This window comes from Bacillus cereus group sp. BfR-BA-01331 (assembly GCF_022663915.1).
Classification (GTDB): domain Bacteria; phylum Bacillota; class Bacilli; order Bacillales; family Bacillaceae_G; genus Bacillus_A; species Bacillus_A mycoides.
In genome coordinates this window covers 223874-240286 of the sequence record NZ_JAKUGJ010000005.1, presented here as the reverse complement: position 1 = coordinate 240286, position 16413 = coordinate 223874, and the positions used below count along the sequence as shown (strand labels likewise).

Here is a 16413-nt window from a genome sequence, read left to right as displayed (position 1 = left end):
CAATTAATAAACCGTTATTTAATCAACGACTCTGGCAACTTTTCGAAATTATTATATAAATGCTCAATTTTTAACGGAGCATTTATACCATGTTCTTGAAGAATAAAGTACGTTACTATTTGCTTAATTAATCCCTCATAAAATACTAAAGATTCCGTATCTATTTTTTCAAATGGTGTACCGTGTGTAAGGTGATTCCTCATATTTACTATGTTACCAACGAGTTTATCTAACTTTACTTCTTTCGCTAACATTTCAAGTTGGCCTTTAAAAGAAGAATTTTGAATTAACTGAAGTAAAAGTACTTTGAAGTTTTTCGTATTACTAAATTTAAATGCTTCAATTAAACTTTCTTTATAATTTTGATCTAAATCCATACTTTCAATTAATTCTTTGTAAATTTTGCTTTTTGTACGTCTTTCTGCATCCTTGTATATTTTAGTATCTACATTATCTCTTGAAATTATCTCTAAGCATCGAGCATAAATCAGGTATTGTTCTTCTATTAACTGTTTAGACCTTAAAATCCCAACATAATTAAACCAAATATCAAAATTGGGTAAAGTTAATGGTTTAACAAAAATATCAAAAAATTCTTCATCAGTCATTTTCTCGTTTAACCTATAATTTATTTCATTTAATTTTACATCATTAATTGGATTTTCCCCCCGCTGATAAATTTTATATGGGAGTCCTCCTTCACGACCTACAACATAATGAGTATATGAAACATATTTATCTATAAAGAAAGAAAACATAGCGGATATTTTGAAATATATTTCATTAACCAATTCTAGGTCCATCTCAGTAGTACTTTCCAATTGAACTATCAGATATTTTTCCGTAAGCTCAGTATGTCTACTTAACTTCCTACTTTTCCCTTCATAAACTGATAAATCAATCTGTTGTCCTTTATATTCTAAACTGGAATTATACTTAAACTCTTTTCCTACAAACCAAACATTTACTTTCGGAAATATAGCAGTTATATTATTAAATTTCAATTCGTCATATCTTTTAAAATTATCTTCAGCGTAAATATTTATAGTATAACGTACAAGATTATCATTTTCTGTATTAACTAATCTGCATTTAAAGCAACTTATTACTTTTCCATTATGTAATGTACAATTAAATGTTTTCACAGAATCCCAGTCTAACAACTCATCTCGATTCTTCAATGGTTCAACTAAAAACTCTAAATATTTTTCTGTTTCATCAAAATTTAGATATCCAATAAATCTTTCATCTTTATATATTATTTCTACAACTTGACGAACTGGTTTCAATAAGCTTCCTCCCCATCAAATTTAACTTATTTTTATTCAATTATATCACCTCAAACATTGTTGTTAAAATTTCTTGTAGAGTATCAATCAAATATGTATAATTGTGTTAATAGAGTTATCGGAAAAGTTGATTTATCAACAATTATACATATAATGATGCCCCATATTCACTTCCAAACCTTGACAGGGTGGAGGTCGTGAGTTCGAGCCTCTCCGGGGTCATATCGTAAAAATAGCGATCTACCAGTTGGTAGATCGCTATTTTTATATGGTAATTCAACCGCTTATGCCACTTTTTTTCCTTAAGAGCCTTGATAATCGATCCAGTAGCGATTAAAAAAGAGTACCTGCGATAAAGAATGCTGAGCCAAGTACAAAGAACACTGTAAGTAGATTCGAGTTAATAGTGTAGTTATATGCGTCTCCCCCCACATAAACGTGTTTATTTAACTCACTGTATTCACTAGCCATATAATACCCTTCGATTTTGTCAATTCCCTTATATAGCAGTACCGCCGAATGTATATAAAAATTACCGCCCAAATTACCCATTTTTTCATGATTGTATTTACTCTTGTTGTCTATCTTATTATTTATTAATCTTATGAAGCCTACGCTACTCACAAAGATGACTGCACTTGTGGTCGATTCTCTTAGCTTTAGCTTCTTGTAATTGCTTTAGAAGGCTTTCTAACTCCTTCTTTCCAGTATTTCTTTAAACTTATTCAACTGGAATAAGTTTAACTTGCTCTGCTGTCTTGATAATATCACCACTACCAGCGAAGAAAGTATAATCGCCACGACCTACTGAACTATTACCCAGAATGGTATTTACTGTTGCTGAACCACTCTTGCTATCGAATACAACAAAGTTACTACCACGACCTACTGCCGTAGCCTTATAACGCCCCGCCGGAATATCTTTGCCCACGATGTATTCACCTGCACCTAACATTCTAGGCTCTTCCTGCTTAGCTTTAACGCCTTCTGTAAGCTTCTGTAGTTCACTATTCTTAGCTTGGATATCCCCATCTAATTTACCTACTTCACCCTTCTTAGTCTCTACATCTTTGCCCAACTTATCAACTTCTGATGTTAATTGATTCTTATTAGCTACTAGAGCCAAAGTTTCTTCTACTTCAACCTTTTTATCATCAAGCTTCTTTTGCTCTGCATCAATACCTTCTTTGACTTTGCTCTTCGTGTAACTTAATTCTTTCTCTTTTTCTTCTGCTTTCGCTTTTGCCCCTTCATATGTAACCTTTTCTTTCTCGATAGCAACCTTGGCTCCACTAGCACCAATCGAATATGAAATTACTAATCCAACGATTACTGCTAAAGTAATCCATAACTTCTTTGACTTTACAATTTTCATAATTTATTCCTCCAATTAAATTTATTATATTAATATATCATATATTTAATACATTTATAACTTACAAAATGCAAGATTTCTCGTCTACTATTCCATCTAGCTTCTTTCCTATCTTGAATAGCTTTTATGACCAACCTTATACGCCATCTTTGTAGTAAGCCACTATCCCTCTATACTAAAAATTTTTGCTTTGTCTGGTTATTAACATCCTATAGTTAATATAAATATTGGAACATAGTATATACAAGCAAATAACCAACTAATAATTGCTCGTTATAAGCACATTTTTATAGATTGCATAAAAAAAGATGCCAGCAAATGCTGGCATCTTTTTGAACTACTTTCAAATTCTCACTCTAACGTTTTGTGAATATCGCTCTTTTACAAGAACTAAATCACTTCCCACCAAACATCTTCTCCAAAGACTTCGCATTGGCAAATAATACTTCTTTCAAGTTATCATCAGCAACGATTTTATAGTCGCCATCTTTGTTTTTCTTTAAGTTCAATGTAACTTCGCGAGTTGCCATTGCTGCATCTTTATCCGCTAAGTTTTTGACGATAGTTGATGTCATTGTTTTTTCGATTGCTTTTTCAGATTGTTCTTTGTCTTCGCTAAAAGCACTAGCAAAGGCCATTGGCATAACTTCTCCCACTGCTTTTGTTACAGCAACGGATAGATCAGCAGATGTAATTTTCACTTTCACTTCTGCTTTGTCATCCTTTTTCGATACTTCTTCTGGCTTTTCAAATTTAAAGTTTTTCGTAATTGCACTCAACATTGCTTTTGCCTCAGCATCATCTGTTTTTTCATTTAGTTTATTAAATTCCTTGTCACTCTCAACAAATGTACGAGCCTTTTCTACATCACCTTTTTGTATCGCTGTTAAAAATTCTTCTGTAGTATCTTTCGGATTTGCACACCCTGCTAAAACACCTACTGTTAATCCTACTACCATCATTAACAGCAATAATTTCTGTATCTTTTTCACGTTCATTCTCCTCTTATCTTTTCTAGTAAGTCAGCATTATACAATAGTATGAAACTGACATTACAAACATTTTTTAGTATAGCATTTATATGATTTGTTTTCTATTCTTTCCCAAAAGATAAAGAGCCTTGTAGTATTTCTACAAGGCTCTTTATCTTTCAATCCGTATCCGTAGCGCAAATTAACCACATTTTATGCTCCTTACTATCTAACACCATCCAAGTATTATCCCATGCAACATCGTAAAACCATTCTGTCCAAGGGCTGTGGTTTTCGAACACTGTAATATCTTCATATCGATCTTGGAACATGTATTGGCATATATTAATCGCTAATTGCTTCGCCATTACTGGTCTCTCCGAAAAGCCTTTATATGCTCCTCCTCTTATAATTTGCAATGCGATACTCCCATCAAGCATTACCGCGCTATTATATTCAAATTGAAACTTATATTTTTCTGATGTATGTATTTTTAATTCCTCTAAGTTATTGATTATATCTAAAGAGTTGAAGACTTTTTTGAAAAAGTGCTCGTATCTATCTATTTCATAAGGTATTTCTTTGAAAAAATTTTCGTTATGTACTTTAAAACAGCTTATTACTGCTCCACCATTTAAGTTTTGTTTCTTAAATGTGTTTATAAGTTGCTCAATAGATGAGTCATTCGTTTCTATTTTTTCAAAAGTTCCTGCTTTCCATCTCATAACGCTCACTACTCTCTATTAAAAATTTGTTTCTTCATTATTATAGTACTTACTTTAACATCGGCCTTACTACTCCACATTCTTCACTATGAGGCTCTTTTACGGGTATGGGCAGCCTTTCATCCTCTTCTTCTAAAGTCATTTCAAATACTTCTGTTTTTTCTTCTAATATGCTGGATTCACTATCTTTAGTAGGCTTTTTGCCCAACTTCTTCTGCTTTGGCAGGTTCATTCGTAACGTAGTATTCTTGGTTCTCCCATACTAACATAGGTGGCACTTGTTCTCGTTTGTTACATATTATATAAGTAATACTAGCTATAAGTAGTAGACCTACTCCTATAAAGAAGATAGCTTTTTTTCATATACTATTCCCCTTACCTATCATTTCATTGGATTATATAATACTCATTATAGATAGTAAATGGATTTTATGGTAATTTTTAGTTTTATTTTCAAAAAGAAAAACCTTACAAAAGTAAGGTTCCGTTTTTAAGTTCTATAATGACTGATTTATTAAAACGATCATTACGATAATCGCTATAAACATAACAACTAAGCAGCCGATCATTTTATAAAATCCTCGTTTCGTTAACGTTCCGCCTTGAACGTCTTTACGAATAAATAAGAATACCGCTAAAAATAATACAAGCCCCATGCCAAAAGCGTACATCATTTGCATATGCTAATCTTCCTTTCCCTTTTACATCTTAATATCTTTTCGATAAAACAACAAACGATATAAAGACTGTACTCATCGTAAGTGCCATTAATATATTCAATAGTTCAACCGCAGATAGTGTAATTACTTTTAAGTTTAAGCCAATAGAGAAAAGAAGATAGTATGCTGTTAGCGCGAAAAAGCTGAAGAACATTCCTTTATAACGAATGAGCTTCATTCGCTCATCTTTTTCTTTAAACTGCGGGTGTAAGTAACTTAGGCAAAAACACATAATCATCATTGCAAGCACTGTATAAGTTGGAATTGGCGGCGCGGAATGCGTCATTATACCTGCTAATATCATAGTTCCACTCATAATTAAAAAGATAATCCCCATAATTACAAAGTACTTTTGTGAATAATTCATCCTTTCTCCCCCTCTTCTTTTCCTTCATAAATAAATACATGTTCTATCGTTGTCTGAAATGCTTTTGCTATTTCAAATGCTAATGGAAGTGATGGATCATATTTCCCTTTTTCAATTGAGATAATGGTTTGCCTGGAAACTCCAAGTTTCTCAGCCAATTTTTCTTGAGATAGTCCAAGTTTTTTTCGATATTCGACCATTTTATTTTCCAAGGAAATTTCTCCCTCCTTCCTTATACCGAGTATATACGTAAAGGAAACTTTACGTCAAGGTTCCTTTACATTCATTTCGTTTATTTTTCATTCTATTTATATAGAAGAAACTTTTTCAAATTCAGCACGTCTATTTTGAAATGAAACATGGAACAATGTATATAGCCGTTACTATATCTCCTCCCCGTTTTTATGAAAATTTAATATCTCCATATTTGTTTTATCCTTTTAAAATGTTTCATTCTGCTCTTTATCGGGTGAAATGCGCTATTGTTTTTACGTTGTTTTTCGCCATATTTATAGAAACTAACGGTTTATGAAGCATTTTTTATGTATAGCCACTTTTTTTGTAGAAATCCTTCATTTTCCTTTCGATATTTAACACTATCGAGATAAAGTTTATGGTAAATTCATAATTTTTTATTTTTTATACTATATTCCGTTATATTGTTGTATAATATCAATGAAAGCGCTTATTATTCCAATATACATAATTCGAACTAAACTTTATCGAAACATTCTGATAGTTATACTTATATTTAAATGCAACAATTATAGTTATTAATGTAGGTATACCAAATATATCCACCCCATTTTCCTGTGAAATTACTTTATAACATGAAAGATTAACTTGGGTGATAAGTTATTGTGAATGTTTTTTTACAAAACAGATAAGTAATAGTGTTTGGTATTATGTAAATTATTGTAATAACATAAGAGTAAAGAAAAACATTTACATTGATTATTGGTTCATCAATTATTGAAAAGAGCAAAATGCACCTTTTTGTATGGAAAAAGGATTATATGCATTGGGAGGTTTAAACAAATGACGAGGAAGAATACAACGACAAACCCTTGGGCCAAGTTCCATGGTCCGAACCTTGGTTATGTTATTGAACAGTATGATCTTTACGTAACTGGAGCAGGTTCTGTTGATCCGGAATTACAAGAGCTTTTTGAAATTTTTGGAGCTCCTTCGTTTCAAGATGATGTCGTAACAGGGGACAACACAGCAACACATTTTTCTCCTCAAAACACAGGGAACATTGAAAAGATTCTTAAAGTCGTTCAACTTGTTGAACAGATTCGTTCTTTCGGGCATACATTGGCTCACATTAATCCGATGGAAGATGCTGCAAACGGACAATCTCTTATCGAGAAAACAATGAACGAACTGAGCGATGCTGACTTGAAAGCGATCCCAGCAAAAACAGTATGGCAAGATGCACCAGAGGGTATTCACACTGCACTTGATGTAATTCATAGATTAAAAGACGTTTATACAAAATCTTTAGCTTATGAATTCTCACATATACAAGATAGTGAAGAACGCACGTGGTTGCATCAAATGGTGGAATCAAATTCATTGCGTCAACCATTATCAAATAAAAAACGAACTGCTCTTTTAAAACGTTTAACTGCTGTTGAAGGTTTCGAGCAATTCTTGCATAAAACATTCGTTGGTCAAAAACGTTTCTCAATAGAGGGCGTTGATATGCTTGTACCTGTACTAGATGAAATTGTTTCAGAAGGTGCTAAAGGCGGAGTAGAAGATGTCATGATTGGTATGGCTCACCGTGGTCGTCTAAGCGTACTCGCTCACGTATTAGAAAAGCCATATAATCACATGTTTGCAGAATTCAAACATGCAAAAATAGAAGGTGCAGTGGCAAATGCTGGCTGGACTGGCGACGTGAAATACCATTTAGGTAGAGAACAAGTCGTTGGTAATGAAGAAGCTAGCACTCGTGTTACATTAGCAAATAACCCGAGTCATCTTGAGTTCGTTAACCCTGTTGTTGAAGGTTTCGCACGTGCAGCTCAAGAGAATCGTAAAAAATCTGGTCTTCCAGAACAAGATACTACAAAATCATTCGTAATTTTAGTTCATGGTGATGCTGCATTCCCTGGTCAAGGTGTTGTGTCTGAGACCCTCAACTTAAGTAGATTGAATGCATACCAAACTGGCGGAACTATTCATGTTATCGCAAATAATGCAGTCGGCTTTACGACTGATAGCTATGATTCTCGTTCTACTAAATATTCAAGCGACCTTGCAAAAGGTTTCGATATTCCGATTGTTCACGTGAATGCTGATGATCCGGAAGCTTGTCTTGCTGCTGCAAACCTTGCGATCCAATATCGTACGCTGTTCAAAAAGGACTTCTTAATCGATTTAATCGGTTACCGCCGATATGGTCATAACGAAATGGATGATCCAGCAGTTACGCAACCACAAGTGTACAAAAAAATTAAAAATCATCCAACTGTAAGAGCAATTTATGCAGATCAATTACAATCTGCTGGCGTTCTGAATGCAGATGAGGTTGAAACAATTACTCAGTTTATACAAGAGGAATTAAAGGCTGAATACGCACAAGTGCCACCAGCTGATACGAGTGCTGCAACAATTCACGTTAAAGTTCCAGAGGTTGTTGCAAAAGGAATCCAGCCGATTGACACTGGTGTTTCAATTGAATCACTTCGTGCAATTAATGAAGGACTATTATCTTGGCCTGAAGGCTTTAACGTATATCCAAAAGTGAAGAAAATTCTTGAGCGCCGTAAAGATGCTCTTGAAGAGAACGGTAAAATTGAATGGGCACTTGCTGAATCGTTAGCATTCGCTTCTATTTTGCAAGAAGGTACGCCAATTCGTTTAACTGGTCAAGATTCACAGCGTGGTACATTCGCGCACCGTCATATCGTATTACACGATACTGATACAAACGAAACATATTCACCATTACACCGTTTACCGAACATTAACGCATCATTCTCTGTTCATAACAGTCCGTTATCAGAAGCTGCTGTTGTTGGTTACGAATATGGTTACAACGTATTTGCTCCAGAAACTCTTGTTATGTGGGAAGCTCAATACGGTGACTTCTCAAATACTGCGCAAGCATTATTTGATCAATATGTTTCAGCAGGAAGAGCAAAATGGGGTCAAAAATCTGGTTTAGTTCTTCTATTACCACACGGTTATGAAGGTCAAGGGCCAGAACACTCTAGTGCACGTCCAGAGCGTTTCTTACAATTAGCTGCTGAGAACAACTGGACAGTTGCAAACTTAACGAGCGCGGCACAATACTTCCATATTTTACGTCGTCAAGCATCTATCTTAGGAACAGAAGCTGTTCGACCGTTAGTGCTTATGACACCAAAGAGTTTATTACGTCATCCACTTACGCTTTCAACTGCTAGTCAGTTAAGCGAAGGACGTTTCCAACCTGCTTTAGAACAAGAAAACCTTGGTACAAAGCCAAATAAAGTAAAACGTCTTGTTTTAAGTACAGGTAAAATGGCAATTGACTTAGCAGCAGAAATCGAAAGTGGTAAGCATGAGTACAGCCTAGATGAAGTTCATATGGTTCGTATCGAGCAGTTGTACCCATTCCCTGCTGAAAAAGTTCAATCTATTATTAAACGCTTTAAAAACTTAGAAGAAATCATTTGGGTTCAAGAAGAACCTCGTAATATGGGCGCATGGCATTACATGGCTCCAATTCTGTTCGAACTAGCTGGGGATAAAGTGAAAACAGGTTACATTGGACGCCCGGATCGTTCTAGCCCATCTGGTGGCGATCCATTCGCTCACAAAGCTGAGCAAGAATTAATCGTTGCACACGCTTTAGATGTGAAGTACAACTTCCGTCAAGATAAACAAGAAATTGAAGTTTTCAGCAACTGAAAGTAACAATGAGTTTTTCAGGCTTGGCTGTGGCAGATAGTCTGCCACAGCCAGGCTAACAAATGGAGATTACCGAAGATTAAAGAAGACAAAACACACCGTTAGGCAAATAAGGGGAGGACATTTAAAATGATCGAAATTAAAGTACCTGAGCTTGCAGAATCTATTTCAGAAGGAACTATTTCACAATGGCTTATCAACGTAGGCGACAAAGTTGAGAAAGGTGGCAGCGTTGTTGAGCTTGAGACTGACAAAGTCAATGTAGAAATCATTGCAGAGGATTCAGGTATTGTATCGAAGTTACTAGGCGAACCTGGAGATACAGTTGAAGTTGGCGCTACTATCGCAATTTTAGATGCAAACGGCGCAGCAGTTGCAGTAAGTACACCAGCACCACCTGCTGAGCAACCAAAACAAGAAACTACAGAAGCACCGAAAGCAGCAGCTCCAAGTGCTGAACAAAATAAAGCGTTGCAAGGTTTACCAAATACAAATCGTCCTATCGCATCACCAGCTGCTCGCAAAATGGCTCGTGAATTAGGAATCGATTTAAACGAAGTACGTAGCACAGATCCACTTGGACGTGTGAGACCACATGACGTACAAGCTCACGCTGCAGCGCCAAAAGAAGCACCAGCTGCTCCAAAACAAAGTCCGGCTCCAGTTGCAAAAACTGAATTTGAAAAACCAGTTGAGCGTGTGAAAATGTCCCGCCGCCGTCAAACAATTGCAAAACGTCTTGTAGAAGTTCAACAAACATCTGCAATGTTAACTACATTTAACGAAGTTGATATGAGTGCAATCATGGAATTACGTAAAGAACGCAAAGATGCTTTTGAGAAAAAACATGATGTACGTCTTGGCTTTATGTCATTCTTCACAAAAGCAGTTGTTGCAGCATTAAAACAGTTCCCATTATTAAATGCTGAAATTCAAGGCGATGAGCTTATCATTAAAAAATTCTATGATATCGGTATTGCAGTAGCAGCTCCAGATGGATTAGTTGTTCCAGTTGTACGCGATGCTAACCAATTGAACTTCGCTGAAATTGAAAGCGAGATTCGTAATTTAGGTCTGAAAGCACGCGATAATAAACTTTCATTAAAAGAGCTACAAGGTGGTACATTTACAATTACAAACGGTGGCGTGTTCGGTTCTCTAATGTCAACACCAATCCTAAATAGTCCACAAGTAGGTATTCTAGGGATGCATAAAATCCAAGTACGTCCAGTTGCAATTGATGCAGAGCGTATGGAAAACCGTCCAATGATGTACCTTGCACTATCTTACGATCACCGTATTGTTGATGGTAAAGAAGCAGTTAGCTTCCTTGTTGCTGTTAAAGATATGCTTGAAGATCCAAAATCATTATTATTAGAAGGTTGATGAACACTCCCCCACTTAGCAAAGCTTGAAGTGGGGGTTTCTAACGTTTCGACCTAACGGACGATTAACGTCAAGGGAGTTAACACATTAGCGAGCTGTTTCACGCCTAACCCCTCTATCCCATTTGTCCATGCATTTGGGATTACTTTTCGTAAAATGTTAGCCGCAGCATTTACATCTGCATTAATTAAAGTTTTATTTGCTGAACGATATATGCCGCGCTTTATTCGTTTTCCTGAAAAAGTTGTATTTTGGTCATTTTCTCCATACGTTGGAATGAAGTCGTTATCCAGAAAACTTGCTTTCGATGTATATGATTCTTCAGTTACAACAACTTGAATGCCTACAGCATTTGCTTTGTATGTAATCATTTGAATCAGTAAATTATGCGGGATATGACAAAACGATTGGTTATTTCTTTTTCCCATATTCGTTTCTTGTTTCCAACTTTTGTTTTGACCAATAACGATTTTACAAACTTCTTCTTCTTGAGCTAGTTTTACGATGTGGTGACTAACTTTATGGAAGACGTCTTTTATTTTCAAGTAACGTTTTTGATGAAGTTTTTCTATCCTTTTAGAAGTAAAAGGTCCTTCATTAGTTTGTTTTCCATTTCTAAGAATGCTTGTAAAATGACTCTTCATTTTGTTGTAATATTGATTTATGCTTTTGACATGTTTGCCCTTAACAAGGACAGGTTTCATACCTGTGTTTGTTACGATGGTTGCAAGGTTATCAATCCCTAAATCAATACTCATATAACGAGCATTCTCTTCAATAATTTGTTGTTCAGAAGGAACATCAATTACCAATTCCACTACATATTCATTGTATTTTGGAATCACACGAACTTGTTTCAGTTTACCTTCAGTGAAACCTAGTTTCCCAATATTTAATTGTAATTTCGTCTTTGGAAACTTTAAAAATCTACCGTTTTTAATGATGCAATCTTGGTTTGTATACAGAATCTCTTTTTCAGAAGAACGAATATACTTTGGGATCCTAGGCATTCCAGCATATTTGTTTGGATTCTTTTTATAGTCTTTTAAACTAGCAAAAAAAGATTTCCAATTTTAGAACAACCCTTTCATGATTGACTGGCTACATTGCGTAGGCAAAGCTCGATAATCATTTTGAATCATAGCCTTAAATAGTGCATCTAGAAAGTTGTAATCTACATAAGGTTTTTCAAAATTAGGTTCTGAAAACAAATTACATTTAATCTCTTTCTGTTCTTCTTTAGGCTTTAATTTCTCTTTTTCCAATTTCTTCTGATAGGCCAGGAGTTGTGTGTCATTCATCTTACCAATATTTTTATGAATATTATCCAGAACTTCTTTTTGCAAAGGCTGCAACTCTTTTTCTTGTGTTAATCCAGTGTACACCTGGCGTATATAAAAGTTTGTGGTGTTGTACATGTTCTTAGCGTTATGACAACATTCTTGAAAATAAGAATACATACGATGCCCTTTTTTAATCCAAATTTGAAGAGTTTTATAGTTTGATGGATTTTCCTTTGTCATTTTATTCACCTCCTTGTTAAGGATATTATAGCAAAAGAGAACGTATGTTTCCTATCTTTTCTTGAAAATAAAATATTTCTTTCGATTCACCTCACCACCTTCGCTTACGTTTAGAGGTGGGAGTCCTCTCGAAAGGCATGATAGATTAATAATCTAATATATAAAGGTTGTAGAATACATCATTCTACAGCTTTTTTTGCGTTCATACGGGACAAATCACAATACATAGACTAATAATGTATGCCTAAAACGTAAGGGGGATAAACATGAATAACCTTCCAGTTCATGCAAAACTTAAAGCAAATAAGGATACTTTCTTCCTCCCCGATTCAAACGGGGGTGTTTACTTTCGAAATAACTCCAGTTCATTCCGTATGGATGGTGATGGAATTTATGACTGGATTGAGAAATTAATGCCTATGTTTAACGGTAATCATTCTTTGACAGAGATAACCGATGGTCTCCCTCTCCCCTATCAAAATCGTGTATTTGAAATTGGAGAGATTTTATATGAAAATGGTTTCATTCGTGATGTAAGCCAAGATGCTCCCCACGAATTAAACAGTGCATTACTCGACAGATACGCTTCGCAAATTGAGTTTTTAGAAGCTGATTCCCATTCAGGCGCTTTAAAATTCGAAACGTACCGCGCAGCAAATGTGCTTATAATTGGTTCTGGCGATATGCTTACTTCCCTAGTTTCTTCTTTATTAGAATCTGGTTTACCTACATTCCATTATCTTGTTACAGATCGTGCTGAAACAAACTACGATCGAATTCACGAACTAAGCGAACATGCATATGCAAATGATGACAATGTACTTATTCAAGAAATAGATATTACAATTGATCGCCCTTTACATGAAGTATTCGAGCCTTTCGACTGGATTTTATACGTTTCCCAAAATGGAGATATTGAAAGTTTAAGAGCAATCCATACTATTTGTAGAGAGTTTAAGAAAAATTTCATACCAGCTATTTGCTTATCAAGAATTGGTTTAGCTGGACCCGTCATAACCGCAGACCGTGAAGAATGCTGGGAATCAGCTTGGCATCGTCTACACGAAACTACTTTACAAAGTGAAAATCCACCTGAACCTTTCTCACCAATTGCATCTGCAATGTTAGCAAATGTTATCGTTTTTGAGTTATTTAAACATGTCGCTGAAGATTCACATAGGCAGCATAATCCTCAATTCTTTTTATTAAACTTGGAAACACTTGAAGGAAAGTGGCACCCTTTCATAAAACATCTTCTCGCAACCGATGAAATCTTTACAATTGATACGGTGCAAAATCTTCAAGAAAACCTTGCCCATCGTTCCGGACAATATACTTCAACTGAACTTTTTCGTTTTTTTGATACGTTAACTTCTAAAGAAGCTGGCATATTCCACATGTGGGATGAACAAGATTTACACCAATTGCCTTTATCACAGTGCAATATTCAAGTTGCAAATCCATTATCAGACGGACCTACCTCTCCCCTTCCTACTATAACTTGCGGTGGATTAACTCATAATGAAGCACGCCGCGAAGCTGGCTTAACAGGAGTTGAAACATATGTAGCTGAAATGATTCATCGTCTTATCCCCGAACATACTGATATCGGTATTGGTGCTGGGGAAACGATGACAGAAGGTGTATACCGAGCACTCCAAAAACATTTAAATAATAAGTTATATGAACGCCAATCACATATGCTAGAAGAGATTACAGAGCTTTATTTAACCGAAATTCATGATAAACATTGTAGGTTTTACTACGATGCTCTCTCTACAATTCATGAAATACCTAAAGTAGGAATGAGTGAGGAGTTACTTGGTTTTCCTGTCGTTTGGATCGGTATTAATGATAGATGGTATGGTGCGGCAAATATTAATATAACACTCGCATTAAGAAATGCTCTGCAACAAGCACTCCTTCATATTCAAAATGAAGAGATTCCTTATAAAGCTAATATGTTACCGGAATCATCCATTGTTTTATATAGTACGGATCCTGTTAGAGTAGCAATACAAGAAGAGGAAGAAATTCCAGGCGTACAGTCTTTACAAGTTGCTTTGCAAAATTTAACGGAAAACAACTTGTATCCATTCGTTTTTGATTTAGCTATTGAGTCATTTTTAAGAGACAACTTAGACGGTGTATATGGAGTATTAATTGCAAAGGAGGATGACCAATGACTCAAAACATACTACTTATAGGAGATGGCCTACTCACAGACTATGTACATGAGCAATTGTGTAAGCAATATTCACTCATCCGCCAGCATACAATTACAGAAGCTCTCCCTGAAAACATTCATCTTGCTCTCGTTTTACATGACGGGTCTCCTTCTTCCGTACATCGTGATGCTGAGCTTATCTTTCGCTCAAATAATATTCCGTGGCTTCGCGCGTTTACTTCGTTTGGTGAAGGTATTATCGGTCCTTACGTGAAGCCTCTTACAACTGGATGTTCCCACTGCGCTGATGGACGCCGGTTTATAGCTGGCTTTGATCAAAAAGAAATGTGGGAACTACAACGAAAATATGCATTAAAAGCAGAGAACGTGACGAGGCGTGATGTACGCGCCACCCAAAATGGAATGTTACAAATGTGCCAGCTCATTCATGCTGAAACAGAGAAAATATTAGCTCATGGATATTCTTCTTTAGAAAGCGAACTCATTTTACTGGACTTACAAACGTTACAATGTACCCGGAATTCGTTTCTTCCAGACCCTCTCTGTCCGGTATGCAGCAATTTGCCTGACGATACAGCAGATGCAGCGCAAATTTCTTTACAACCAAGTTTGAAAACGAGTACTGAAACGTATCGCTGTCGTTCCATTCATGAGCTAAACACATTTTTAACGAGAGACTATTTAGATTACCGGACTGGTATTTTAAACGGCCAAATGCAACATTCTCTATTACCGTTTGCTGATGTCATTATAAACATGCCGTTACTGTTTGGAAATGAAGGTGTCGCGGGCCGGACTCATTCATTTGCACTTAGTGAAGCAACTGCTATTTTAGAAGGATTAGAACGCTATTGCGGTATGTCGCCTCGTGGAAAAAAAACAAATGTACATGGCAGTTTTCGTGAGCTAGAAGATGTTGCACTTAATCCCCTCACACTTGGTGTGCATACAAATGAACATTACAATCGTGATAGTTTTCCATTTAAGCCGTTTGATCCTGATTATGAGCAAAACTGGGTATGGGGATATTCTTTATTACAAAACCGACCACTTCTAGTTCCAGAATCAATCGCTTATTATAGCCTTGGTCATAGAGATGCTTTCGTGTATGAAACATCAAATGGATGTGCAATTGGTGGTAGTTTAGAAGAAGCAATTTTTCACGGCATTTTAGAAATTGTAGAGCGTGACGCCTTTTTGCTCACTTGGTATGCCGAATTACCTCTTCCCCGTCTCGATCTTAGTTCAGCCAATGATACTGAATTGCAACTAATGTTGGAACGCTTACGCACAATTACTGGATATGAATTATACGTTTTCAACGCGACGATGGAACATGGTATTCCGAGCATATGGGTCATTGCGAAAAATACAAGGCAAGATGGTATGAATCTCGTCTGTGCTGGCGGCGCACATATGGAACCAATTCGAGCTGTAAAAAATGCAATTCATGAAATAGCGGGCATGTTACTTATAACAGATGAAGAGCTTGAACAAAAAAGAGAGAAATATGAAAACTGTTTACAAGATCCATATCTTGTTTCGCAAATGGAAGATCATAGTATGTTGTACGGATTGAAAGAAGCGGAAGAACGTCTTCACTTCCTTTTACGTGATGATGCTCCAGTGCAAACGTTCCAAGAAATGAATGCATTACAATCATTTGATATGGATTTAACATCTGATCTTCATCAACTTTTAAACAGGTTACATCAATCTGGACTTGAAGTAATTGTTGTAGATCAAACGGTCCCCCTTATAGAAAAGAACGGCTTACATTGTGTAAAAGTAATTATTCCAGGCATGTTACCGATGACGTTCGGTCACCATCTCACTCGGGTTACAGGACTGGATAGAGTGTATACCGTACCGATGACACTTGGATATTGGGCTGAGCCTTTAACGAATGAAAGTTTAAATCCACATCCGCATCCGTTTCCATAATTCATAGTGAGGGGGAAATT

Annotated in this window: 11 protein-coding genes and 2 pseudogenes; 4 read left to right on the top strand and 9 right to left on the bottom strand. The window is 36.0% G+C overall.

All coding sequences use genetic code 11. The annotated features are described in order from the left end of the window. Positions 1 to 14: 14 nt before the first annotated feature. The 8 genes and pseudogenes from MR155_RS12035 to MR155_RS12000 form a co-directional block, all read right to left on the bottom strand. Positions 15 to 1289, bottom strand: coding sequence for a HEPN domain-containing protein (locus MR155_RS12035; RefSeq protein WP_242309903.1), 1275 nt, complete (start codon positions 1287 to 1289; stop codon positions 15 to 17). Between the two features lie 721 nt (positions 1290 to 2010). Then, positions 2011 to 2664 (bottom strand): hypothetical protein, encoded by a 654-nt coding sequence (locus MR155_RS12030; protein ID WP_113937738.1) that lies wholly within the window; start codon positions 2662 to 2664, stop codon positions 2011 to 2013. Positions 2665 to 3059: 395 nt separating this feature from the next. Continuing rightward, complete coding sequence (locus tag MR155_RS12025; RefSeq protein WP_002126039.1) at positions 3060 to 3656, bottom strand: hypothetical protein; 597 nt, start codon at positions 3654 to 3656, stop codon at positions 3060 to 3062. Positions 3657 to 3814: 158 nt separating this feature from the next. Then, the gene (locus MR155_RS12020; RefSeq protein ID WP_219301749.1) at positions 3815 to 4360 is read right to left on the bottom strand and encodes a hypothetical protein; all 546 of its coding nucleotides are present in this window, start codon (positions 4358 to 4360) and stop codon (positions 3815 to 3817) included. A 49-nt stretch (positions 4361 to 4409) separates the two neighbouring features. Further along, positions 4410 to 4710 (bottom strand): annotated as a pseudogene (locus tag MR155_RS12015) (hypothetical protein). 147 nt (positions 4711 to 4857) lie between these two features. Beyond that, positions 4858 to 5040, bottom strand: a complete 183-nt coding sequence (locus tag MR155_RS12010) for a DUF3976 domain-containing protein (protein ID WP_002086895.1) — start codon at positions 5038 to 5040, stop codon at positions 4858 to 4860. A 28-nt stretch (positions 5041 to 5068) separates the two neighbouring features. Continuing rightward, the gene (locus tag MR155_RS12005) at positions 5069 to 5446 is read right to left on the bottom strand and encodes a hypothetical protein (RefSeq protein WP_002117153.1); all 378 of its coding nucleotides are present in this window, start codon (positions 5444 to 5446) and stop codon (positions 5069 to 5071) included. After that, positions 5443 to 5658 (bottom strand): helix-turn-helix transcriptional regulator, encoded by a 216-nt coding sequence (locus MR155_RS12000; RefSeq protein WP_002168865.1) that lies wholly within the window; start codon positions 5656 to 5658, stop codon positions 5443 to 5445. Before MR155_RS12000 ends, MR155_RS12005 begins: the two co-directional genes overlap by 4 nt. Before the next feature lie 826 nt (positions 5659 to 6484). On the opposite strand from MR155_RS12000, the gene odhA reads away from it, so the two are divergent. Beyond that, on the top strand, positions 6485 to 9352 hold the full coding sequence (gene odhA, locus MR155_RS11995; RefSeq protein WP_242309901.1) for a 2-oxoglutarate dehydrogenase E1 component: 2868 nt from the start codon (positions 6485 to 6487) through the stop codon (positions 9350 to 9352). 129 nt (positions 9353 to 9481) lie between these two features. Beyond that, positions 9482 to 10738 carry a 2-oxoglutarate dehydrogenase complex dihydrolipoyllysine-residue succinyltransferase gene (gene odhB, locus MR155_RS11990; RefSeq protein WP_242309898.1) on the top strand — a complete coding sequence of 419 codons (1257 nt, stop codon included), beginning with the start codon at positions 9482 to 9484 and terminating at the stop codon, positions 10736 to 10738. Between the two features lie 53 nt (positions 10739 to 10791). On the opposite strand, the pseudogene MR155_RS11985 reads toward odhB, so the two are convergent. Beyond that, a pseudogene (locus tag MR155_RS11985) lies at positions 10792 to 12261 on the bottom strand (RNA-guided endonuclease InsQ/TnpB family protein). A gap of 266 nt (positions 12262 to 12527) precedes the next feature. Between MR155_RS11985 and MR155_RS11980 the strand changes: the two are divergent. Further along, positions 12528 to 14447: a putative thiazole-containing bacteriocin maturation protein gene (locus MR155_RS11980; protein ID WP_242309895.1), complete on the top strand. Its 1920-nt coding sequence runs from the start codon at positions 12528 to 12530 to the stop codon at positions 14445 to 14447. Further along, positions 14444 to 16393, top strand: coding sequence for a TOMM precursor leader peptide-binding protein (locus tag MR155_RS11975; RefSeq protein ID WP_242309892.1), 1950 nt, complete (start codon positions 14444 to 14446; stop codon positions 16391 to 16393). Before MR155_RS11980 ends, MR155_RS11975 begins: the two co-directional genes overlap by 4 nt. Positions 16394 to 16413 lie beyond the last annotated feature (20 nt).